This is a genomic window from Gordonia sp. YC-XJ4 (assembly GCF_059511865.1).
Window position 1 is genome coordinate 5,924,073 of record NZ_CM183447.1, and the last position, 21,958, is coordinate 5,946,030.

The window sequence follows — 21,958 nt, forward strand, 5'->3', positions numbered from 1 at the left end:
CCGATGAGCGGATTTGAGTCCCTCGACCCGGCGATCCAGCATCACATCGTCAATACCCTTGGCTGGCCTGGTCTTCGGCCGCTGCAGGAGGAATCCATTCCCGCCATCGTCGGAGGTGGGGACGCGCTGTTGCTCGCTCCGACGGCCGGCGGCAAGACCGAGGCAGCGGTGTTCCCGGTACTTACGCGGATGCAGGAGCACCGGTGGGCCGGGACGTCGGTGCTGTATGTGTGCCCGTTGAAGGCGCTGCTGAACAATCTGGGCCCACGTCTCGCCGATTACGCCGCGTGGGTGGGACGTAGTGCGTCGGTGTGGCACGGTGACGTGTCGCAGGCAGCCCGTCGCGGGATCACCCGGGACCGACCCGATATCCTGCTCACCACACCTGAATCCCTCGAATCGATGCTGGTTTCAGAAAGCGTTGATGCACAACAGTTCTTGGGTGACGTCCGAACCGTGATCGTCGACGAGGTGCACGCCTTCGCCGGAGACGACCGAGGGTGGCACCTCCTCGCGGTGCTTGCCCGGCTGGAGTCTTTGATCAGCGATGCGAGTGGGCCGAATGCCCCCCGCCGGCGGCTGCAGCGGATCGGGATGTCGGCTACCGTCGGTAACCCTGACGAACTGCTGCGATGGCTCCGCGGAGGGGCGGCAGACGGTGGGCGAGTGGTGGCACCGGAGGCGTCGGCCGCGGTGGGTGCTGAGATCACCGTCGATGCCGTCGGCAGCGCCGAGAACGCTGCCACGGTCATCGCGGGACTACATCGTGGCGAGAAACGGCTCGTGTTTGTCGATTCACGTCGGTTGGCCGAGGAACTCGGGACGGCACTGCGAAGCCGCGGCATCACCACGTTCATCTCGCATTCGTCATTATCGGCGCAGCAGCGCCGCGAATCCGAAGCGGCCTTTGCCGAGGCCCGCGATTGCGTCATCGTCGCGACGTCAACGCTGGAACTCGGGATCGACGTCGGTGATCTCGACCGGGTCATCCAGATCAACTCACCGCGGACGGTCTCATCGTTCCTACAGCGACTCGGCCGGACCGGTCGACGACCCGGCACCACCCGCAACTGTCTGTTCTTGGCCCTCGACGATGCTTCACTCGCGCAGACGCTGGGAATGCTGCACTGCTGGGCGACCGGCTGGGTGGAGCCCGTGGTGGCCACTCCCGAGCCTCGCCACATCGCTGCTCAGCAGATCCTCGCGGCGGCCTTGCAGACCCGACGGCTTCCGCTCGTCGGGTGGCAGCATCAGTGGGCCGATCTACCGCTGTTCGGTGAGGACGGCGACGAGATCTTCGACCACCTGCTCAGCACGGGGTTCCTCGACCACGATGCCGGCAGCGCCTTCATCGGACTGGAAGCCGAAAGACACTTCGGGCGGCGTCATTTCCTGGAGCTCCTCGCGGTGTTCACCGCGGCTCCCGAGTTCCGGGTCTTCGAGGGCCGCAACGAGATCGGGATGGTGGAGGTCGGGGTTCTGACCCAGCGGACGGAGGGCCCTCGTGTACTGCTGTTGGGTGGTCGATCGTGGAAGGTGACCCATATCGACTGGAAGCGACGGCAGGTGTACGTGGAGGGCACCGATATCCACGGCACTGCACGCTGGCAATCGATACCGGACGGATTGTCGTTCGAGATCACTCGCGGCGTGCGCAGCGTGCTGCTGGGAGAGACACCCTCGGGAGTGACGTTGTCACGCCGTGCCGTCGAGGCGCTCGATGGTTACCGTGCGCAGCGCTCGGCGCACGTTCACCCGGCCAACCTGGTCATTGAGCGAGATGTGCGCGGCGACTGGCGGTGGTGGACGTGGGCCGGAACCAAAGCCAACCGCACTCTCGCCGCCTGGACTCGAGAGCTGGTGCCCGGGCGTCAGAGGATCAGCGGAGAGTCGATCCGGTTGCACTCGGACCTGCGAGTCGACGACATCGCGCGCGTATTGGCTTCGGTGCGGGGCAGCTCGCACCGTCCTCTGCCGGATGTCGATCGCGCCGCGATCAGCGGGCTGAAGTTCTCGGCGGCGCTCCCGGAAGGCCTGGCGCGCCGGACTCTCGCTGCACGGGTGGTCGACGTCAAAGGCGCGGAATCGGTTCTGACGAGACGTGTGTCATTCGCGAAATGCTGACTCAGAGGGAGCCGATCGCATGGCATTGAGTGTGTCGATGTTCCATCGACGGTTCAACTTGTCGGATACGCCCGATACGATCGCGGCGTGACAGAAGCGCGCTCCGACGACACCAAGTCGTCGCTGATAGATGCAGTGGCAGCAGCCACAGCTGCCGGCGCTGTGGCCCTCGACGAGCTGGAACTCGAGTCGAAGGCACTCATTCGCGACCTCGGCGAGTCGTTGACGGCGCCTGAGTTGACAGCTCACTTCGACGCCTATGTGCGCGACTCCCACCTGCTCCTTGATCGACAGCGAGAGCAGCTGTCGACCTTCAACATCGCGTTCTTCGGCAGGACCGGCGCCGGCAAGAGCACGCTCCTGTCTGCGTTCGGGCAGCTCGACGGCAGCGGAGTATCTCCCGGTGTCAGTGACTTCACCACCGACGTCATCCCCGTCGACTGGAATGGTTGCCGACTGTGGGACACACCGGGAATCAACGGATGGGGCCGGACCCGCCGACGCGCAGATCTGGAGGAAGCAGCACGGAAAGCAGTCGAGTCCGCCGACGTGGTCCTGCTCTGCTTCGACACCCAAAGCCAGCAGGCCTCCGAGTTCACGAAAGTTGCCCAGTGGGTGCAAGCCTTCGGGAAGCCTGCCATCGCCGTCCTCAACGTACGGAATCGACGCTGGCGGCACTCGGCCAAGGTCAGCCGGATCTCGGAGCGCGAACGTCATTCACGGTCGGTCCGTGAGCATGTCAACAACATCAGAACCGAGCTTGCGCGTATTGGTCTCGGCGGTGCCCCGGTGGTGGCCATCAACACTCAGCGGGCGCTCTTCGCGCGAGCCGCAACGCCGTTTCAGGGCCAGTCCGCCAAGGATTTCGACGCGAACCGAAGTGAATTCGGAATCGCCTACCTGCATGACGCATCGAACTTCGAGGTGCTCGAGGATCTTCTTGCCGCTTCGATCACCAGCGGCGGCACGGAACTGCGACTTACTTCCCTCTACGCAGGCATGCGCGCACTCCGGGAGAGACTTGCGAACCAGATCATCAACGAACGCAACGAGAGTGCGACGGCGATCGGACTCGGTGAGCGCGGTCTCGCCACGTTACTCAGGGTGCTCGGATATCCCGACGGCCCCGACCGCAACGCGCTACTCGGTGACAGCGAGCCCGCGTTCTCTCAACTCGAACAGATTCGCGGCGAATTCACCGAAGCTTCCGAGGGGAGCCTGGCGCGTCACAGCCGTGGCATCATCACCGCTGCGTTGGGAGCAGTTCGCGCCGATTCGCATCGGCGGGCTGAGAAAGTGACCGAGAAGATCCTGAACGGCGCAAAACTCTCATCCCAGCAGGTTCGGGACGCGATCTTCGACGCAGCTCGCATCGACGCCGCAGAGGAACTGGCGTGGAAATCGTATGAAACCTTTCTGCAAAGACAGCTGGATTTGGTACCCGGCGATCACACAAAGGCCGGTGCCGAACAGCAACCGACTGTCAGCACCCAAGCTGTCGGCCGCTTTTCATACCGGGCGACCCGGGTTGTCCAGGCCGCGGCAAAGGGAGCGGGGGCGGCTGGTGCGGTGCTCGGATTCACCCCGGCGGGTTGGGGAATCCTGGCAGTCGGTGCTGCGGGAGACTTCGCTGGAGGCAAACTCCTGCTCCATGCGCAAGGCCAACAGGCACTGACTCGCGCTGCCGCTTTCCGCGACGCTCGCGACACCGTCAATGGATATTTCGATGAGCTCGACACCCGTCTTCGCGAAGCGGTCCTCAGACATAGCTGGGCAACCGCTGGCCCAGTCCTGCGCCAGCATGTGGAACAGACACTCCGCCACCAGCGGGTTCACTCGCAGAGTCTCACCGCAGAAAGCCTCGTGAAGGGGATTGCGCCCGCTCGAAGCAGTGGTCCAACCGCCGACGATGTGCTCGCGCGAGCCACGTCGGCGGTCGAGAATGCGAGGACATTCAGCCGTGACGCGGAGGTATGGCTCGGCGAAGACTGGCTACTGACGGGGCAGCCGCGCAACCATATCGATCCGTCGACCTCTCTCGCAGTCAGCCAGTTCGACTACGGCACTGGCAAATCTGTCGGATTCCTCGAAGAAGCTTGGGCGCCTGTAGATCAGACCGCAGTAGATCTTTGGCTCAAACGTTGCGCACAGTTCGTACACGGCAGTGGAGACGATTCGGCTATCGCAAGTCCGAGAGTTGTCATTCTCGGTGACTACAGTGCGGGAAAGTCGACGCTGATCCGTCGTCTTCTCTTCGAAGCCGGTGAGCACATCGACCAAGAAATCGAGATCCGCGCGTCTGCGACAACGTCTGGCGCACGTGAATATCAGGTGGGCCGATATCGGCTCATCGACACGCCGGGCCTGCAGTCCGGGTCGAGCGCACATGATCTGACTGCGCGAGAGTCGCTCAGCGGAGCCTCTCTGGTTGTCGTCGTCCTGCAAGTGAACCTGCTCATCGGCGATGCGGAACTGATCCGCACTCTGATCGACGGCGGACACAATTCGCCGAGCAGGCGAAGTCGAACGCTCTTCGTGATCAATCGCGCAGACGAGCTCGGAGTCGATCCAGTCGCTGCGCCCTCGGACTTCGTGAACCTCCGGGAACAGAAAGCAGCCGAACTCATTTCCACCCTTGCCTCACAAGGCGTGGAAATCGACAGGGGTCAGATTCACATCGTCGCGGCTGATCCGTATGGAATCGTGGGTGGGGATCGCACCGCGACGCGCGAGAGCTTCAGTGCGCATCGTGAGTGGGATGGCGTGCAGGCCTTGATCGATATGTTCACTCACGCGACCGACGCGGAGGTGTTGACCGGGACTCTTCTCGGACAAGCAGATGCGACCATGTCGTCACTACTTGCGTATCGCGACCTACTGACCGCAGACAGCGACGCGTTGAGCGACGAGAACACTCGTCGAACTGACGACCTGTCGGCAGTGGCCAACGGGTTGGGCGACCTCCGGGTGCTCCTGGACGAGGTTCGCGAGAATCTACGCAGGGCCATAAACGAAGGTGCGGACGTCGCGCGGCAAGATATTGAGAATCTCGGCACCATTGATCGTGCCGCACTGGCGAAGGCTGTCAACAGTTGGCATGAAGACCCAAGCTTTGACCAGCGCATCGACGACGTGACATCAAGAGCGGCAGATGATCTGGCAGTCTGGGCCGACACCCAGACTTCTGTTATCGGCAGAAGATCAGCACTTGCACAATGGTCCGCCGGGGTTCAGACGGCTGTCGCCGCACCCTCCGCGCAGTCCGCCGCGTTTGCGAACGCACCAAAGGTAGTTGGTGATGCCGGCAAGTACGCCGCGAACGCGGCAAAGCTCCTCGGTCAGCGCAAATACCTCTATCCTGCCGCGAAAAAGCTGGGTGTTAATTTCAAGCCGTGGGGTGCGGTCAAGGCGAGCAAACGCTTCGCCAAAGCTGGTCCCATCCTCATGGCGGTAGGCGCGGTTGCCGACGGTGTGGCCATGTACCAAGATCATTCGGCGCACAAAGCCTGGGCGAAGGAAAAGTCTGAGGCGCGGCGGCTCATCGATCGGCAAGCACAAGAAATCGAGGACTCGATGATCACCGGGAGTAGCGGGCTCATCGACTCGGTCGCCCCAGTTGCCGAGCTGCTCTGCGAACTGCGCGAGCGTCTCGATGTCCTCACCGAGGCCACGGGCGTGCAAATCGACACCATGCGCTACCGACTGGATTCTGTTTCAGAAAGCATCGCAGCCGCACCTTACGTCCGCCACGAGTGAAAGCCGACAATGACCACCATCAACAGTGCTGAGCAATGGGTTCTTTCGTCATCAGACGCCGAGAGCGTGGCCAAGTGTCGCGAGGGTCTTGCCGAGTTCACGAGACAGTCCAAGCCCATCGTCACTGTCCTCGGGTCATACGACACGGGCAAGAGTAGTCTCATTCGACGGATTCTCGTCGATAGTGGCGTCAGCGTTCCCGAGTGGTTGACCATTAGTGCGCGCCACGAAACGTTTGCGGTCAATCAGATTGACTGCGGGGGCTACATTGTGCGGGACACACCCGGTCTGGCCATCGGTGCAGATGATGCCCGCGCCACCTCCAACACGTCTGATGCGTTCGATGCGGTCACCACTACGGATATCGCAGTCATCACGGTCTCTCCTCAATTGGCGACGGGCGAACGCGACGCCCTCCTCGATCTCATCAGTGTGGGATGGGCACCGGGGACGCTGTGGTTCGTGATCGGCAGATTCGACGAAGCTGGAGTGCCTTTCGACTCGGATCCCGACGGGTACCGCGGTGCCGCGGAACGCAAGACCCGCGAGCTTCGGGATTCCCTGAAACTGGATCCTGGTGTTCCGGTGTTCGTCGTGTCCCAGGACTTTGAGCAGATCGGTGGACCTGATCGAGATCTCGATTCAGACACCTGGGAGGAGTCCAGGGAGTGGGACGGTATGGCTTCCCTGGAGGACGCTCTGACGTCAATAACACAGGACCGACGTGATTTCTTGAGAGACGCTGCGGTCAAACGGTTCTGGGCAATCGCTGCCAAGCAGGTGGCCCAGGGTCTCGCAGGTGAGCGCCAAGATCTCAAGACACTGGAAGGCGTAGCGGACCGGGCCGCAAAGCAATTGGAACTCTGGGACGATCAACTCAACACGCTCAGCAGAGCAGCGGCGAGTGCGCTCGACAGCGAGATCGATCAGGAGTCTGCGCGCCTGACGAAGCTCCAATCAGATCTGGCATCCGTCACCACGGCTCTCACTCAGGTCCTGGACCGGTGGCACGCGAAACAGACCCAGAGCCTCGATCTGTTGCTGCAGGATGTCGACTTCGCCCAGACAACCGAGAAGGCCAGCCCCGATTGGCAAGATCTGTCCGACATTCTGCAACAAGCAACGGTCGGCGCCACCGCTGCGGCGCAGGGTCCTGACCCGATCTTCTCCAAGGTCACCGGACGACTGGGACCGGTGATTGTCGGTGCTCTGACCGATTACGCGAAGCTGAGCCGCCAGAAGACCTTGAAGGCGCGCGGTTCCGCTTTGCCCGCGGACACAGAGTGGTCCGCTCCCAAGTACGCTGCCGCCGCAGCGGCTGGACTACCGCTGTTGCAGGAAGTAGCCGGCTTCGTCGATGACGAGCGTGCGAAGGCGGCCGCGAAAGCGCAGTATGCGGCTCAGCTCTCGCAATATGCACAGCTCACCAAACAGAAGGCTGATGAGCAGTGGGCCATCACAATCGACCACGCACGCAACAGAGTGCAGGAGGCTTTCGGAGAACAGGCCGGCACCTTACCGGTCATCACCGACCGCATCGCCCAGATCGACAGTGCGCTGCAGCAGATCGGAGAGTGGGGCCGGTAGGCCGGGGCGATCAGCGACCAGACGTCGACGTCCGCCCTCGCCCAAAGCCCCGGCGCTAGAGCGGATTCGGCGCTATGCACCACCGGCGTCGAGCCGGCTCGTCACACGTTCGCGTACGGCGCGAAAGTACGGTGCGCGGTGCGGGTGGGCGCGATGATGCGGCGAGTCCGGGCCGTGCCGGTCCAGCATGTCGCGCATCCGGTCCTCGACGTCCATCACGGCGTGGCCGGTCGGGCTGGAGGTCTGGTCGGCCAGCGTCAGCGCGTCGGTCACCTCGTCCTCGACGAAGGTGAAGTCGCTCAGTGCTTCGTCGATGCCGCGTTCGGCCGCGATGTAGCGCGCGCCGGAATGGTGGGCGACGAGAGCGCACACCTCTTCGGGCCAGCCCCGCGCGCGGAGATACCGTGCGCCGTCGACGGGATGAAAGCCGGTGTCGCGCAGTGCGGGAACGTAGCCGATGTCGTGGAGCCAGGCGGCGGCGATCAACGCATCGCGCCGTCGCGGATCAACGGTTTGGGCATACCGGGTGGCCTGCGCGGCCACGCGGGTCACGTGGCGGAGCCGGTTCGGATCAGAGGCCAGGAGTCGTGCTGCGAGTTCTCGCGCCGCGTCCGTGAGCGCGTTCTCGTCGTCCACAACCTCTCCTCCGCGTCCCCCGACGGCCCGGCACGTGTGATTGTGCCACGACGCCCCACACCGGACGATAACGTCTGTCAGATGTCACGACCGTCGCCACACACCGTCGTCGTCGGAGCCGGCGTCGCCGGGTTGACCACCGCCAGGTTGTTGCACAGGTACGGCCACAGCGTCGTCGTGCTGGAGGCCCGCGACCGGATCGGTGGCCGCACCCACACCGACCGCTCCGACGGATATGTCACCGATCGGGGTGCCTCGTGGATTCACGGCATCGACGACGCCCCGTTGTTCGACGCCGCCCGCGCGTTCGGTATGCGGACCGTCGAGTTCACCGTGGGCAGTTATCAGCCACTGAGTCGGCCGACCGCCTACTACGGCCCCGACGGTTCCCGGCTGAGCGACGCACAGATCGCCGCGTTCGTCGAGGACATACAGACCGTCGACGCGCTGCTGTCGGACGCCATCGGCTCGGCCGGTCCGGGGCGCTCCTACTGCGACGCCGTGGAGGACACCTTGGCCGGGCTCGACTGGACGCCCGGCCGCGCCGAGCGGGTGCGGGAGTTCTTGGCGCACCGCACCGAGGAGCAGTACGGCGTGGAGAGTGGCGAGCTCGATGCCCACGGTCTCGACGACGACGAGACCCTCGGCGACGAGGTGGTCTTTCCCGACGGCTACGACCGACTGGCGTCGGCGCTGGCGCAGGGGCTCGACGTGCGGTTGGGCCACATCGTGACGCGGGTCCGGTGGTCGGCGGAGGGTGTCGTCGTGGCATCCGATGCCGGGGAGTTCGCCGCCGATCACGTCGTGTTGACCGTGCCGGTGGGGGTGCTGAAGTCGGGTGATCTGACCGTCGATCCACCGCTGCCCGAACCACTCGCCGGTGCGCTCGACCGGCTGGAGATGAACGATTTCGAGAAGATCTTCCTACGCTTCGAGCACCGATTCTGGGATGACGGTGTGTACGCGGTCCGGCGGCAGGGGCCGGCCGGTCGCTGGTGGCATTCGTTCTACGACCTGTCCGCATTGCACGGCACGCCCACGCTGCTGACCTTTGCCGCCGCCGACTGCGCCCGCGCGATCTGCGGCTGGTCGGACCGTCGGATCGCCGATTCGGTGCTCGACGCACTGCGCGAGATCTACGGCGATGCCGTGAGCACACCGATCCGTGTCGACGTCACCCGGTGGCGCGACGACCCGTTCGCGCGGGGATCGTATGCGTATATGACCGTCGGCTCGACGACCGCCGACCACGACGTGCTCGCCACCCCGGTCGGCGACGGCGTGCTCCACATCGCCGGTGAGGCCACGTGGACCGACGACCCGGCGACGGTGACCGCAGCGCTGATGTCGGGGCATCGGGCGGTGGGCAACATCCTCGGCCATCCGGTGCCGCTCGAGGAGTTGTGGCAGAAGGGCACGTGACCTCCTGGCCGAATCACCCAGCAAGGTCGCGTGAATCTACTCATGGCGCCACCGGGACCGGTTGCGATCGTTGTCGGCATGGCAACCTCAGAGATTCCCCAGAACCCCACCACCGCAGCGTTCTTCCTCCAGGCAGCGATCGCCTTCGGCGTCAGCCTCGCGACCGCCGTCGTCGGCGTCTTCTATCTGCCGATCGACGCCTGGCAGCGCGGTTTTCTCGCAATCACCTTGCTGTTCCTCACATCCAGTACGTTCACCCTCGCCAAGGTGGTGCGCGACCGGCAGGAGCAGACGTCGGTGCGGGCACGACTCGACGAGGCGAGGGTGGACAAGTTGATCGCCGAACACGATCCCTTCAGCAAGGTTTCATGATTCGGGTCTCGGAGTTCGGGGCGCGGGCTCGGTCAGAAGTAGTGGGCGCGTCCGCCCACCGCACGGCCGGTGGCACCGAGGATCGCGAGGATCAGACCGATCACCACCAGGATGATGCCGATGGTCCATAGGATCGGGATACCGAAGATGAGTCCGAGGATCAGACAGATGGCGCCGAGGATGATCATGAGAAGCCTCTCGAGATGACGCGGATGAGGACTGCTCGGCGCTGCTGCAAGCACCTTCCACCCTAGACCTCCCGCACCCCGACGTATACGGAGTCAGCAGATGATCGACAAGAATCCGGCCGACGCGGTACGGCAGGCGACCGGGCGCGGCGAGTTCGAGGCCCTGGCCCGCGCCGGTCACGTGGTGAGCGGGTTGTTGCATCTGTTGATCGCCTACATCGTCGTTCGACTTGCCTTCGGCGATCCGGGAAACGCCGATCAGTCCGGTGCGTTGGGTTTGTTCGCGTCGTCGACGGGTGGGCGAATGGCGTTGTGGGCTGCGGTCGTCGCCTTCGTCGCGATGGCGTTGTGGCGCATCGCCGAAACGATCATCGGACCGCATCCGGCCAACCCGAAGCCCGGTGAGGACGACGGCTGGCTCGATCGCGCCAAGGCCGCATCCCTGGCCGTGGTCTATCTCGGATTTGCTTGGTCAGCAGCGCAATTCGCGTCAGGCCATGGACAGTCCAGTGGCAGCCAGAACGCCGGGATGAGCGCCAGGCTGATGGAATCGGTTGCCGGCAAAGGACTTCTGATCATCGTCGGACTCGTCATCATCGGCGTCGGTATCTATCACATCTACAAGGGCGTCACGAAGTCGTTCCTTGACGACCTCACCATCGACGACAACCCGGCGCTCACGGTGACCGGCGTCGTCGGTTATGCGGCCAAGGGACTTGTGCTCGCCGGCGCCGGCGTGCTGGTGATCATCGCGGCGGCGACGGCCGACCCGGCCAAGGCCACCGGTATCGACGGTGCGGTCAAGACGGTCGCGGGATGGCCGGCCGGCCAGGTTCTGCTCGTCCTGGCCGGTCTCGGGTTGGCGGCCTACGGCATCTACTGCTTCGTGATGGCGCGTTTCGCGCGGATGTGACAGTGCGTTTCACGCGGAGGTGACAGTGCGTTTCGCGCGGATGTGACAGTGCGGCTTGATCACGTCGAATAGAGGCGTGTGGTCGTGGTGATCAGGTCACCGAGCGCTGCCGGCTCGTGATCGAGCCACCACGCCAGCCGGACCGCGATCCGTGGGCCGTCCTTGACGGGGCGGTAAGTGATGTCACCGCGCGCGTGGTGATGAGCCGTGGATTCGGCCGTGGTGCCGACGCCGCGGCCGGCGGCGATGGCGTCGAGCCAGCCCTCGACGTCGTGGATCTCGACGACCTCGGGTGAGCGTGCCGTCCCGGCCCACAGTTCGCGGTGGGTGGTGCCCGACCGGGTGTCGACGAGTACCGGGCGGGTGGCTACCTCGGCCATCGTCAGACTGCGTCGGCGCGCCCACTGCGGGTCGTCGGTGGCGAAGGCCACCAGCCGCCGTTCGAGGCCGACGATCGCCGATCCGAACCGCTTCTCGTCGACGGGAACCCGGACGATGGCCACGTCGCAGAGCCCGTCGGCGAGTCCGCCGGTTGCCGAATTGTGTCGCACGAGTTCGAGTTCGGTGTTCTCGTGCTGTCGGGCCCACTCGCGTTGCAGCGTCGTGGTGTGCTTTCCCAATGCGGCCCAGGCATATCCGAGCCGGAGAATGGCGTGGCGGCTGTCGAGGAACTGGGTGAATCGTTGTGCCTCGGCGAGTACTCGACGGGCGTGCGGCAGCACCTGTCGGCCGGTGCTGGTGAGTTCGCATCCGCGGGGAATCCTGCGCAACAGCGTCTCACCCACCGAACGTTCGAGGGAGGCGATGGTTCGCGATACCGCGGCCTGTGAGACGTACAGGCGCTCAGCCGCCTCGGTGAACGATCCGGCATCGGCAGCGGTGACGAAGAAACGAAGTTCACGCAGGTCCCACTCCATGACCAAAGCGTATACCTACGTCAATATATGCACTGGTCATCGGTATCGGCCACTCATACCGTCAAGGTATGCACATGTCTCGTCAGACGCGCGGCATCGGACTCGTCCTGGGCAGCGCAGCATCCAATCAGACCGGAGCCGCCCTGGGCGCCATGGCCTTTCCGACGCTGACCCCGGTCGGGGTGGTCGCCGTGCGGCAGATCGTCACCGCCGTTGCCCTCATGGCAACGATCCGTCCGCGGGTCCGCGGGCTGACCCGCCGACAATGGCTGCCGATCATCGGTCTGGCCGTAGTGTTCGGGGTGATGAATCTCGGCCTGTATTCGGCGGTCGACCGTATCGGGCTCGGTCTGGCGGTGACGCTGGAATTCCTCGGGCCGCTCACCATCGCGGTGTGCGGAGCACGCGGCACGGTGTCGGTCGGGTGTGCACTGACCGCGGCACTCGGCGTGGTGACACTGACCCGCCCCGGCCCGACGACCGACTACGTCGGGATCGGGTTCGCGCTGATCGCCGCGCTCTCATGGGCGTGTTACATCCTGCTCAATCGCTCGGTGGGCCGTCTGGTGCCCGGAGTGCAGGGCAGCGCCCTGGCCGGTCTCGTCGCCGCGGGTGTGTGGATGCCCATCGCCATCGGTTGGCTGCTCACCCACCGGCCCACCGTCACCGCGCTGGTTCTCGCGGGACTGTGCGGCGTGCTGTCGTCGATCGTGCCGTACGTGACGGACCTGACTGCGCTGCGCTGGATTCCCGCGCACCTGTTCGGGACTCTGACGAGCATCAACCCGGTGTGGGCCGCACTGATCGGCGTGATCGTGCTCGGTCAACGACTCGGGGGCCTCGAGTGGATCGGGATCGGGCTCATCGTCGTGAGCAACGCGGCCGCGCTTGTCGCCCACCGTGGTGCCGATGCTGGCGATGATCACCAGGACGATCGCCGTCAGCCGCAGGGCACCGGCCGCCTGTCCGAGCAGCACCCAGCCGGCGATGGTGGCGACGATCGGTTCGAGGCTGAGCAGCACTCCGAACACGTGCCGCGGCAGACGGCGTAGTGCCCCGAGCTCCAGGGTGTACGGAATGACCGACGACAGCAGTGCCGTGCCGAGAGCGGCGAGCGCGACAGTGGTGTCGAGGTGTCCGGCCGTCAGGCCACCCATGCCGAACGGCAGGACGCACACCGTCGCGACGACCAGTGCCATCGCCAATCCGCCGGAGCCCGGAACTCGTTGCCCCACACGCGCACTGGTGAGAATGTACAGAGCCCAGAACGCGCCGGCGATCACAGCGAACAAGACGCCGAGGGGATCGAGGCCCGCCGCCTCGGTCATGCTCTCGACTCCCAAGAGCACCATCGCGGCCAGCGCCAGGCCGACCCACACCAGGTCGGTGCGTCGTCGTGACAGCACAGCGGCGAGGATCAGTGGGCCCAGGAATTCGATGGAGACCGCCACGCCGAGGGGCAGCCGCGCGATGGCCTCGTAGAAGGTGCCGTTCATCCCGGCCAGCGCGACACCGAAGGCCACGACCGATCGCCACTGCCCGACGCTCCAACGCCATGCCCGCGGCCGCGCCATCATCAACAGGAGGATTGCGGCAAGCCCCAGACGCAGCGTGGTGACCCCGGCGGCGCCGAGCGCGGGGAACGCGATCCCGATGGCCAGCGCCGCGCCGAACTGCAGCGAGACGCACGAACCCAAGATCATCAGCACCGGCATGACTACCAGGATCACGCGTCGGCGCTGATCAATCCAGCGAATGTTTCTACTCATCTACCATTAGCAGAACTGAACAATTCTGGAGGTGGTGATGCTCAACGTCAGCCGCCTGCGCATCCTGCGGGAGTTGCATCTACGGGGCACCCTGGCCCAGGTCGCCGAGGCGTTGTCGTACACACCGTCGGCCATCTCCCAACAGCTGTCGCTACTCGAGCGCGAGGCGGGCGTGGCCCTGCTCGAGCGAGTCGGGCGAGGTGTCCGGCTCACCGATCAGGCGCTGACACTCGTCGCGCACGCCGAGGTGATCCTCGCCGAACTCGAACGCGCCGAGGTCGACCTCGCGCAGGCCCAGCCGTCGGTGCACGGAGTGCTGCGCGTGTCGTCGTTCCAGTCGGTGGTGGCCGAGATCGTCCCGCGGGTGCTGACGCTGCTCGAACGCAGCCATCCCGCGTTGCAGGTGGAGCTGACGCTGCGCGAGGTCGAGGGCGCGTATCGGGGATTGCTGTCACACACCTTCGATCTCATCCTCGGCGAACAGTTCCCCGGGCGGCCCTCACCGGTCCGGCCGGGCACCGATCGCGCCGACCTCATCCACGATCGGCTCCTGCTCGCCGTCCCGGCACAGGGACCGCTGGCGGTGGAGCCGTCCGGACTTGCCGAACTCGCCGAACTCCCGTGGGCACTCGAACCCGCGGGGACCGACAGCGGCGAATGGGCACGCGCCGTGTGTCGTTCGGCCGGCTTCGAGCCGCGAGTGCGGTTCGACGGCCCAGACACCCTGCTGCATTCGAGGTTCGTGGCCAACGGTCACGCACTCGCTTTCGTTCCCGCGTTGATCGCCGGCGACGACCCGCGACTGCGGCTCTACGCCCTACCCGGCGACCCGGAACGGAGTCTGTTCACCGCGGTCCGCACGGGCCGGTCCGGCCATCCCGCCGTACGTGCGTTTCGAGACGCGTTGGCGCAGGCGGCTGCTGAACGTGGGCCGCAGGTGCCGAGCGTCGAACTGTTCCGCGCGTAGATCACCCACTGACCTCACCAGGTGTGATGCCCGGCCGCATCGGCTCCGCGGTCGACTTCGGCCAGCAGCCGGTGCATGGTGGCCGAGCGCACGAGATATCGATCCAGGAGCGGGTTGGCTGCTCCGTGAACCCATTTGAGCGCTCGCCATCCGGCCGGCGCGAACGATTCGCCGTGCCGGTGCACGACGTTGCCGACGATGACCCGAGCCGCGTCGTCAGCTGAGATCCGTCGACTCAACGGCCACGGCAGCAGTCCGCCGATCTGACGTCCCAACTCGTCGGAATCGAGCATGTCGTGTGTCATATCGGTGTCAACTATCCCGAAGTAGACGACACCTGCGGAGGCTCCGTGGGGAGCGAGCTCGAGGCGGAGAGCACGGCCGAGCTGGCTGACCGCGGCCTTGCTGACCATGTACGGCGATCCACCCGCTCCGGGCGCGAACGAGGCCCCCGACGACACGATGACCACGTGGCCGCCGCCGGCGACGATCTGATCGAGCGCCGGCCGGACGGTGTTGTACACGCCGGTGATGTTGACACCGATCACCCGATCGAACTCGTCATCGTCGAGCGCACGGACGGTGGCCGGAGTCGGACTGACCCCCGCATTCGCGACGATCACGTCGATCGATCCGAAATGCTTTGTCACCGAACGCATCACCCGCCGCATGCATTCTCGGTCCCGGACGTCTGCCGCATAGGCCACCGCATTCGGGCCCAGATCTTTCGCGGCCGCATGCACCCCGACGGCGTCGCGGTCGACGAGCGCAACCCGTGCCCCGAGACGCACCATCCGCGCGGCAACTGCTCGGCCGATACCCTGTGCGGCGCCGGTGACGACGACGACCTTGCCTGCCGGGTCGAGGCGATTCATGAAGCACGCTCCGCCATGGGACTGCGTGGTCCGACGTCGAAGGCTGCAGCGTCGAAGTGCTCTGTGCGACGGGCATATTCGAAACTCCATCCCGGATACAGGCCGGCATTGCGACCGTCGGCGGTGTGGTAATAGCTCGTGTCGCACCCACCGGTCAGCCACACCGTGTGCTCACTGCGCCGGTTCATCTCGTCGACGAACTCGTCCTGTGCACCCGCGCGGACCTCCACCCGCACGACGCCGCGGTCCCGTAACTGACCGAGCGCGTCGACGATGTAGCGGCATTGGGCCTCGATCATGTAGATCGCCGACTGGTTGCCGACCGCGCCGAATGCACCGAGAGTGGTGAAGAAGTTCGGGTATCCGGCGGTCGCGGCGCCCAAGTAACTGCGCGGACACTCCCGATAGTCGTCGGCGTAGGTGCGTCCATCGAGGCCGTGAATTCGCTCGTACACCGCCGGCGGGACCTGGAATCCCGTCCCGTACACGATGGCGTCGACGGGGTGCTCGTGTCCGTCGCGTGTGATCACCGAGCTGTCGGTTATCTCGGCGATGCCGGCGGTGACGACGTCGACGTTGTCTCGGGTGAGCGCCGGGAGGTAGTTGTCAGAGAAGATCGCCCGTTTGCATCCGATGACATAATCGGGGGTCAGCATCCTCCGAAGTGTGCGATCGCGCACCTGCCGGCGCAACTGGAACCGCCCGAGCAGCTCGAAGGGGTATCGAAACCGCGCGTCGACGAAGCCGACGAGCCCGAAGCTCTCGATCGCCAGGTAGTAGATCGCGCGGAGCAGGCGGCGCAGGGCCGGGACGCGGCGCAGGAGTGATCTCTCGACGGCGCTGGTGGTGCGGTCCATCCGTGGCACGATCCACGGGGCGGATCGTTGGAACACCACCAGGTGCTCGACGTGCGGTTGCAGCTCCGGGATGAATTGGACGGCCGAGGCTCCGGTACCGATGACCGCCACCCGCTGCCCGGATGGGTCGAAGTCGGTGGGCCAATGCAGTGAATGAAAAGCCTTGCCGGCGAATCGTTCCCGTCCGGGTATCGCGGGGTAGCGCGCCTCTCCATAGACGCCGGCGCAGGTGATCAGGAACCGGGCGGTCATCGGTCCCCGGGAGGTGGTGAGACGCCACAGGGAGCCCGTGTCGTCCCAGTCGGCCCGGAGAAGCTCCGTGTCGTAGCCGATGTGGTCGAGCACCCCATGGCGGTCGGCAACCGTCTGCAGATACTCGAGAATCTCCGGTTGCGTGCCGTAGGTCCTCGACCAGTCGGGGTTGGGCGCAAAGGAATAGCTGTACAGGTGCGACGGCACATCGCACGCACACCCCGGATACACGTTGTCCCGCCATGTTCCGCCGAGTTCCTCGGCGCGTTCGAGTATCACGAAATCCTGCAGCCCAGCTTTGCGTAACGAGGCCCCCAGCGCGATCCCGGCGAAACCTGCTCCGACGACGACGATCTGATGGTCGGGTCCGTCGATCGCTTCGGGCCGGCGGTCGGTCATCGTCGGGCGAGTTTCTGTCGGAGACCTCGGGTGACCGCAGGCACCTTGGACAGGCCCATGAGGGCGCGAAACTGCCAGCTGTCGTCACGCGGAAGGATGCCCGCCCGCTGGACGCCGTCGAGAAAGTCATAGAGGGTCTCGCCCTCTTCCATGAGGCCGTCGGCGTTGAAGTGGTATCGGTCGACCGCGGGGGCCTGGATGAATCGGCCGTTCCCGTAGATGGTCGGAGCGGAATCGTCGTACGGGTGCAGCCTGAGCGGACCGCTCCAGTGGCCGCTGCCCATGTAGCGGATGACCGTCCGCACGGTGCCCTCGGGAGTGACGTCGATGTACACCTGGTCGGGAAGGGGGTCGTACCGCCAGTCCGGGATGGCATCGAAGAATGCGAAGTTGTACTTGACGAACTCGTCGATGCCGACGATGGTCCGGCCGAAGGTGGTGACGTCGGTGTACCGGATGTCCTGGGTGTACAGCTCGTCGTTGATGGTCATGTCCCGCACCAGGAAACTCCACCAGTACTTCTTCGCCCAGGTCATGACCCACGACAGATCCTTGTCGTGGACGTTGCTCAGGTAGTCGAGCTTCGTGGCGAAGGCGTCGAACCATTCCCGGGTGCTCGCCATCAGCTCGGCTTCGGGAATGGCCCTGATCGGCACTGCCCGGTTCGAATCGAGGTACTCGGGTACCGGACGCGAGAGACGCGGTTGGGCGAGGGATCTCTGGAACTCTTGTTCGTCGTACATGTCGACCTCCTGGACACCGTCGGATCGATCGAGCACCTGAGCCCGACCAAACATGAATCACATGATTCATCTGATATCGGGTGATGTCAATTGCGGGCCGACTCGGTCCGGCTCATCGAGGTGTGGTGCAGTATTGCGGTCATGAACACGTCCAAGGTGTGGGGTGGCCAGAGTCCACAAGACCGGTCGTCGAGCCGCCGGGAGTCACTCCTCTCGGCGGCCGAAGCCCTGTTGGGCGATGGGGGCGCCGTGGCCGTGACGATGCGCGCGGTGGTCCGCGCAGCGCAGCTGAGCCCTCGCTACTTCTACGAGAGCTTCGCCTCCCGTGAAGAACTACTGTTCGCCGTTCACGACCGGGTCGAAGACCAACTCCTGCAACGCCTTCAAAACGTGAGCAGTTCCGGTGACCTGCGCGATGCGGTGCGTTCATCGTTCGAGATCATCCGCGACTTCTTCGAGGAGGATCCGCGCCGCGCCCGCATCCTGTTACGCGAGCCCCTGGCCGACGACATGCTCCGCTCGCACAGCGCCACCCGTATCCCCATCTTCACCCGAGCCGTCATTCAGCTTCTCGCACAGGGTCATCCGGAGGTCGCCGAGGCTACCGGCGGCGACGAAGCGGACTGGATGATCAGATCCACGGCGCTCTCGGGCGCCCTGATCTCGTTGTACCTGGAGTACACCGATGGCCACATCGACGTCGAACCGGACCGCCTGGTCGATGCGGCCGTGGACCTCGTGTATGCGCTCGGGGGTTTACGCGATACGCGGCCCTAGTCGTCTCGCGAGTCCTCGGCGGCGGCAAGGATGTGGGACGTACGCGCCGTCTGCATCGCAGCGTTGCCCACCGCGACGGCCGCCGCAAGGACGATGATCACCCATGTCATCACTGGCGGCCAGTCGGCGATATGTACGAATTCCCACGTTTCTTTGATCGCGATGCAGGTGGCTCCCGCGGCGACGAGCAACCACCCCAGGGCGGTGTTGGAGAATGCCAGCATGCGCTGGACTTCCTCGGTGCTCATCACGCCGATCACTTCGCGTTTGATTCTGGTGCGTTCTCGGTGGTGCCGCCAGTAGGCGACCGGCGGTATCAGCCACCACCACGGGGAGATCGGTTGAGAAGGGGCGATCGTGTCGGGCAATGCCCGGCGCTGGGTCAATCCCTGGTCACGCAGTTCGGTAGCAGCTTGGTAGAGCGGCCCGGCCACCAAGAGCCATGCGCCCAGTGCGCCGAGGGCTGCGATGATCGGGTTTTCCACGTCAGGGCTCCTTGTCTGGACGGCGCTCGCGGGGCTACTCCGGTTCGGGTCGTCGCCGGTTCGTGGCGGCGACGCAGGCGTCGGCGTAGTCGACGAGCAGGGCCGCGAAGTCGCGGCGTTTTTGGGCGGGCCACTCGTGGGTGATCTCGAGGAATGCCTGTCGGTGTTGGCTGCGGAATCGGTCGCGCAGTCCGCGCCCGGCGTCGGTCAGTTCGATGATTGTCCGCCGCCCGTCGAGTTGCGATGCCTGCCGAATCAACAGGCCATCCTTGATCATCCCGGAGACCATGCGGCTGGCCTGAGACGAGTCGACACTCATCTGGTCGGCGACATACCCGACGGTTACCTCACCATCTGCTTCATCGACGATGTTGATGATCTGATTGCGCACCAGATCCTGACGGGTGACCGGCGGATCGACGTCGAAGAGCGCTGTCCGCCTCCGCAATCGGGCGAACGCGGCACCGACCTCGTCGAGTACCGCGTCGGGATCAGGTCTCGCGGCGGCACTCACAACAAATGACTGTAGTGCATGCGGTTGCCGATCAGCATTTCGCTGCTATCGTCAATTATGTGCAAATAGCAGCTATCTGTCGATCGCTTGCATCTGCCGCAGGGTCAGTCACCTCGCCGTGAGTGGATACGCTCACCGGCCTGTCCGCGGAAGGCGGAACGCATGACCACCACAGCAATCATCAACGCCCGAATCTTCGACGGAACCGACGTGCTCGAGGCCACCACACTGGTCGTCGACGGCACCGAGATCACCGCGGTGGGAGGTGAGATCCCCGAGGGCGCGCAGGTCTACGACGCGACCGGTGCCACCGTGCTGCCCGGCCTGTTCGACGCCCACGTCCACACCAGCGAATCCGCGCTGGCATTGGCGCTGACCTTCGGTGTGACAACCGAATTGGAGATGCAAGGCACGAATATCGGCGAGAAGCAGGCCGGTATCGGCCGCGACGACCGGCTGGCCGATGTACGCTCGGCCGGGTTCGGGCTGACTCCGCCCGGCGGTCACCCCAGCGAGCTGTTCCCCGAGGGCTTCCAGCCCGGTCCGCCGCCCGGGCAGGGCGGCCCACCCCCCGGTCCCGCGCCGGTGCGCCCCTTCGTGAGCACCCCGCAGGAGGCGATCGCCTACATCCCGCAGCTGATCGACACCGGTTCGGACTACATCAAGTTCATGGTCGACGACGGCAGCGTCGAAGGCCATCCCGGTATCCCCATGCTCGATCAGGCCACCCTCGACGCGGGCGTCGCCGAGGCCGCCCGATGCGGAATGCTCACCGTCGCACACGCATTGACGATTGATAGCACCCGGATGGCCCTCGACGCCGGGATCGGCGGACTCGCGCATCTGTTCATGGACCAACCGCACACCGACGAGATCATCGACCGCATCGTCGAATCCGGGGTGTTCGTCACCCCCTGCGTCGTCCTCAACGCCTCGATGATGGGCATCACCGGCGCCGAACTCGCCGACGACCCACGGGTCGCCTCGCGCCTCGACGAGGACTGGATGACCACTCTGCGCTCCAGCTTCAACCACTATCCCCAGGGCAGCCTCGACGACGTCCTCGCCTCGGTGAAGGCACTGCATGACCGTGGCGTCGACATCCTGTGCGGCACAGATGTTTCCGTGCCCCTACCGTTCATGGGCGGATTGGCTCACGGCGCCAGCGTGCACCACGAACTGCAGTACCTCGTCCGCGCGGGCCTGACCCCGGTCGAAGCCCTGCGGACCGCCACCAGTATCCCGGCCCGACGATTCGGCCTCGAGGATCGAGGGCGGATCGCACCAGGGCTGCGCGCCGACCTGCTCCTGGTCGACGGCGACCCGACCTCCGACATCACCGCGACCCTCAACACCCGCGAGATCTGGCGGCGCGGCACCCGACTGGGATCGTGAGGGTGGCCGCCGTCGGGAGAATCGACGTCCACGCCCACTACTTCGGCGGCGCCGTCGCCGACCTGATCGCCGGTCGGGGTCCCGGTGGCCCGGACCGCTGGACCGCCGACACCGCGCTGGATGTGATGACCAAGTTCGACATCGCCGCCCAGATCCTGTCGCTACCGTTCACCCCGATGGCGGCACCCGACGACCCGGGCTTCCCCACCCGCTTCGCCCGGCAGGTTAACGAGGACTACGCGGATCTGATCGCCGCCCACTCGGGCCGGTTCGGGGCGTTCGCCGTGCTACTCGGCACCGGTGCCGATGACATGCTCGACGAAATCGGCTACGCACTCGACACGCTGCACCTCGACGGTATCGCTCTGAACTCGAATATCGGCGGCCACTATCTCGGCTCAGATTTCATGGAACCCGTTCTCGCCGAACTCAATCAGCGGCGCACCCCGGTGTTCATCCATCCCACCGACTGCGCACACGCCGCCGACCTCGCGCTCGGACGACCACGCTCGGTCATCGAGTTCCCGTTCGACACCGCACGCAACATCGTCAACGCGCTCTACACCGGCGTCTTCCACCGCTATCCGAACCTGGTGCTCATCCTGCCGCACTGCGGCGGACCACTGCCCAGCCTCTCCTGGCGCATCGGCGAACACACCACCGTTGCCATCGGTCCCGACGACACCCCGATCACGCCACAACACGTCGCCGACGTGCTCGCCCGGCTGTATTACGACACCGCGATGGCCGGCGCTCCCGTCTCGCTGCTACCCACCCTGCAGGTCACCGACATCAGTCACATCCTCTTCGGCACCGACTGGCCGGCCGCACCCGAACCCACCGTCGGCCGCACCATCGACCAACTGGTCAACGCAGGCCTCACCGTCGATGAACTACGCGCCATCGAGCACGACAACACGGCAAAACTGTTGGGCCGCTTCGGCTGATACATAGCTGCCACCTCATGAGACCGAGCTCACTCGACAATAGCGAACATGTTCGTTAAGCTG

At 65.1% G+C, this 21,958-nt stretch carries 19 protein-coding genes and 1 pseudogene; 11 read left to right on the forward strand and 9 right to left on the reverse strand.

Features of this window, described 5'->3' with window-relative positions; genetic code table 11:
- Positions 1-3 precede the first annotated feature (3 nt).
- From AC5ZH6_RS26570 to AC5ZH6_RS26580, 3 genes are all read left to right on the forward strand, one after another.
- Positions 4-2,124 carry a DEAD/DEAH box helicase gene (locus tag AC5ZH6_RS26570; RefSeq protein WP_006368784.1) on the forward strand — a complete coding sequence of 707 codons (2,121 nt, stop codon included), beginning with the start codon at positions 4-6 and terminating at the stop codon, positions 2,122-2,124.
- Positions 2,125-2,211: 87 nt separating this feature from the next.
- On the forward strand, positions 2,212-5,880 hold the full coding sequence (locus tag AC5ZH6_RS26575) for a GTPase (protein ID WP_006368785.1): 3,669 nt from the start codon (positions 2,212-2,214) through the stop codon (positions 5,878-5,880).
- 9 nt (positions 5,881-5,889) lie between these two features.
- On the forward strand, positions 5,890-7,467 hold the full coding sequence (locus AC5ZH6_RS26580; RefSeq protein ID WP_006368786.1) for a GTPase: 1,578 nt from the start codon (positions 5,890-5,892) through the stop codon (positions 7,465-7,467).
- 72 nt (positions 7,468-7,539) lie between these two features.
- On the opposite strand, the gene AC5ZH6_RS26585 is transcribed toward AC5ZH6_RS26580, so the two are convergent.
- Positions 7,540-8,103 carry an HD domain-containing protein gene (locus AC5ZH6_RS26585; protein ID WP_006368787.1) on the reverse strand — a complete coding sequence of 188 codons (564 nt, stop codon included), beginning with the start codon at positions 8,101-8,103 and terminating at the stop codon, positions 7,540-7,542.
- A gap of 81 nt (positions 8,104-8,184) precedes the next feature.
- On the opposite strand from AC5ZH6_RS26585, the gene AC5ZH6_RS26590 reads away from it, so the two are divergent.
- Positions 8,185-9,525 (forward strand): flavin monoamine oxidase family protein, encoded by a 1,341-nt coding sequence (locus AC5ZH6_RS26590; RefSeq protein WP_006368788.1) that lies wholly within the window; start codon positions 8,185-8,187, stop codon positions 9,523-9,525.
- A gap of 78 nt (positions 9,526-9,603) precedes the next feature.
- A complete protein-coding gene (locus tag AC5ZH6_RS26595; protein WP_035727355.1) occupies positions 9,604-9,897 on the forward strand; it encodes a YiaA/YiaB family inner membrane protein in 294 nt (97 codons plus the stop codon).
- A gap of 32 nt (positions 9,898-9,929) precedes the next feature.
- Here the strand turns inward: AC5ZH6_RS26595 and AC5ZH6_RS26600 are convergent, their stop codons facing one another.
- Positions 9,930-10,085 carry a DUF6131 family protein gene (locus AC5ZH6_RS26600; protein WP_006368790.1) on the reverse strand — a complete coding sequence of 52 codons (156 nt, stop codon included), beginning with the start codon at positions 10,083-10,085 and terminating at the stop codon, positions 9,930-9,932.
- Positions 10,086-10,185: 100 nt separating this feature from the next.
- Between AC5ZH6_RS26600 and AC5ZH6_RS26605 the strand changes: the two genes are divergently transcribed.
- Entirely contained in the window at positions 10,186-10,998 is an 813-nt protein-coding gene (locus AC5ZH6_RS26605; protein ID WP_006368791.1) for a DUF1206 domain-containing protein, read from the forward strand.
- Positions 10,999-11,057: 59 nt separating this feature from the next.
- Here the strand turns inward: AC5ZH6_RS26605 and AC5ZH6_RS26610 are convergent, their stop codons facing one another.
- Positions 11,058-11,915 (reverse strand): LysR family transcriptional regulator, encoded by an 858-nt coding sequence (locus AC5ZH6_RS26610; protein WP_035727335.1) that lies wholly within the window; start codon positions 11,913-11,915, stop codon positions 11,058-11,060.
- Between the two features lie 305 nt (positions 11,916-12,220).
- On the opposite strand from AC5ZH6_RS26610, the gene AC5ZH6_RS26615 reads away from it, so the two are divergent.
- A complete protein-coding gene (locus tag AC5ZH6_RS26615) occupies positions 12,221-12,967 on the forward strand; it encodes an EamA family transporter (RefSeq protein WP_231387078.1) in 747 nt (248 codons plus the stop codon).
- Here AC5ZH6_RS26615 and AC5ZH6_RS26620 read toward each other — a convergent pair.
- Positions 12,878-13,684, reverse strand: a pseudogene (locus tag AC5ZH6_RS26620) (EamA family transporter); the annotation flags it as partial. The gene AC5ZH6_RS26615 and the pseudogene AC5ZH6_RS26620 sit on opposite strands and share 90 nt — an antisense overlap.
- A gap of 37 nt (positions 13,685-13,721) precedes the next feature.
- Between AC5ZH6_RS26620 and AC5ZH6_RS26625 the strand changes: the two are divergent.
- Positions 13,722-14,651, forward strand: a complete 930-nt coding sequence (locus AC5ZH6_RS26625; protein WP_006368794.1) for a LysR family transcriptional regulator — start codon at positions 13,722-13,724, stop codon at positions 14,649-14,651.
- A gap of 14 nt (positions 14,652-14,665) precedes the next feature.
- Here AC5ZH6_RS26625 and AC5ZH6_RS26630 read toward each other — a convergent pair whose 3' ends face one another.
- The 3 genes from AC5ZH6_RS26630 to AC5ZH6_RS26640 are packed head-to-tail and all read right to left on the reverse strand — an operon-like array spanning position 14,666 to position 17,777.
- Positions 14,666-15,526 (reverse strand): short-chain dehydrogenase/reductase, encoded by an 861-nt coding sequence (locus AC5ZH6_RS26630; RefSeq protein ID WP_006368795.1) that lies wholly within the window; start codon positions 15,524-15,526, stop codon positions 14,666-14,668.
- The gene (locus AC5ZH6_RS26635) at positions 15,523-17,034 is read right to left on the reverse strand and encodes a flavin-containing monooxygenase (protein WP_020173071.1); all 1,512 of its coding nucleotides are present in this window, start codon (positions 17,032-17,034) and stop codon (positions 15,523-15,525) included. The genes AC5ZH6_RS26630 and AC5ZH6_RS26635 overlap by 4 nt, the downstream gene beginning before the upstream one ends.
- Complete coding sequence (locus tag AC5ZH6_RS26640) at positions 17,031-17,777, reverse strand: hypothetical protein (RefSeq protein WP_006368797.1); 747 nt, start codon at positions 17,775-17,777, stop codon at positions 17,031-17,033. The genes AC5ZH6_RS26635 and AC5ZH6_RS26640 overlap by 4 nt, the downstream gene beginning before the upstream one ends.
- A gap of 141 nt (positions 17,778-17,918) precedes the next feature.
- Between AC5ZH6_RS26640 and AC5ZH6_RS26645 the strand changes: the two genes are divergently transcribed.
- The gene (locus tag AC5ZH6_RS26645) at positions 17,919-18,554 is read left to right on the forward strand and encodes a TetR/AcrR family transcriptional regulator (RefSeq protein WP_026920464.1); all 636 of its coding nucleotides are present in this window, start codon (positions 17,919-17,921) and stop codon (positions 18,552-18,554) included.
- Here the strand turns inward: AC5ZH6_RS26645 and AC5ZH6_RS26650 are convergent.
- The gene (locus AC5ZH6_RS26650; RefSeq protein WP_006368799.1) at positions 18,551-19,039 is read right to left on the reverse strand and encodes a hypothetical protein; all 489 of its coding nucleotides are present in this window, start codon (positions 19,037-19,039) and stop codon (positions 18,551-18,553) included. The two genes, AC5ZH6_RS26645 and AC5ZH6_RS26650, sit on opposite strands and share 4 nt — an antisense overlap.
- A gap of 34 nt (positions 19,040-19,073) precedes the next feature.
- A complete protein-coding gene (locus AC5ZH6_RS26655; protein ID WP_006368800.1) occupies positions 19,074-19,553 on the reverse strand; it encodes a MarR family winged helix-turn-helix transcriptional regulator in 480 nt (159 codons plus the stop codon).
- Between the two features lie 162 nt (positions 19,554-19,715).
- On the opposite strand from AC5ZH6_RS26655, the gene AC5ZH6_RS26660 reads away from it, so the two are divergent.
- Positions 19,716-20,948 (forward strand): amidohydrolase family protein, encoded by a 1,233-nt coding sequence (locus tag AC5ZH6_RS26660; protein WP_496168021.1) that lies wholly within the window; start codon positions 19,716-19,718, stop codon positions 20,946-20,948.
- Positions 20,945-21,895, forward strand: a complete 951-nt coding sequence (locus AC5ZH6_RS26665; RefSeq protein ID WP_265077158.1) for an amidohydrolase family protein — start codon at positions 20,945-20,947, stop codon at positions 21,893-21,895. The genes AC5ZH6_RS26660 and AC5ZH6_RS26665 overlap by 4 nt, the downstream gene beginning before the upstream one ends.
- Positions 21,896-21,958 lie beyond the last annotated feature (63 nt).

What these genes read in the sequence shown, in the direction of transcription:
- AC5ZH6_RS26570 (WP_006368784.1), top strand. Translation starts at nt 4, where the DNA reads ATGAGCGGATTTGAGTCCCTCGACCCGGCGATCCAGCATCACATCGTC.
- AC5ZH6_RS26590 (WP_006368788.1), top strand. Translation starts at nt 8,185, where the DNA reads ATGTCACGACCGTCGCCACACACCGTCGTCGTCGGAGCCGGCGTCGCC.
- AC5ZH6_RS26600 (WP_006368790.1), bottom strand. Translation starts at nt 10,085, where the DNA reads ATGATCATCCTCGGCGCCATCTGTCTGATCCTCGGACTCATCTTCGGT.
- AC5ZH6_RS26595 (WP_035727355.1), top strand. Translation starts at nt 9,604, where the DNA reads ATGGCAACCTCAGAGATTCCCCAGAACCCCACCACCGCAGCGTTCTTC.
- AC5ZH6_RS26610 (WP_035727335.1), bottom strand. Translation starts at nt 11,915, where the DNA reads ATGGAGTGGGACCTGCGTGAACTTCGTTTCTTCGTCACCGCTGCCGAT.
- AC5ZH6_RS26630 (WP_006368795.1), bottom strand. Translation starts at nt 15,526, where the DNA reads ATGAATCGCCTCGACCCGGCAGGCAAGGTCGTCGTCGTCACCGGCGCC.
- AC5ZH6_RS26580 (WP_006368786.1), top strand. Translation starts at nt 5,890, where the DNA reads ATGACCACCATCAACAGTGCTGAGCAATGGGTTCTTTCGTCATCAGAC.
- AC5ZH6_RS26635 (WP_020173071.1), bottom strand. Translation starts at nt 17,034, where the DNA reads ATGACCGACCGCCGGCCCGAAGCGATCGACGGACCCGACCATCAGATC.
- AC5ZH6_RS26625 (WP_006368794.1), top strand. Translation starts at nt 13,722, where the DNA reads ATGCTCAACGTCAGCCGCCTGCGCATCCTGCGGGAGTTGCATCTACGG.
- AC5ZH6_RS26615 (WP_231387078.1), top strand. Translation starts at nt 12,221, where the DNA reads ATGAATCTCGGCCTGTATTCGGCGGTCGACCGTATCGGGCTCGGTCTG.
- AC5ZH6_RS26660 (WP_496168021.1), top strand. Translation starts at nt 19,716, where the DNA reads ATGACCACCACAGCAATCATCAACGCCCGAATCTTCGACGGAACCGAC.
- AC5ZH6_RS26605 (WP_006368791.1), top strand. Translation starts at nt 10,186, where the DNA reads ATGATCGACAAGAATCCGGCCGACGCGGTACGGCAGGCGACCGGGCGC.
- AC5ZH6_RS26645 (WP_026920464.1), top strand. Translation starts at nt 17,919, where the DNA reads ATGAACACGTCCAAGGTGTGGGGTGGCCAGAGTCCACAAGACCGGTCG.
- AC5ZH6_RS26640 (WP_006368797.1), bottom strand. Translation starts at nt 17,777, where the DNA reads ATGTACGACGAACAAGAGTTCCAGAGATCCCTCGCCCAACCGCGTCTC.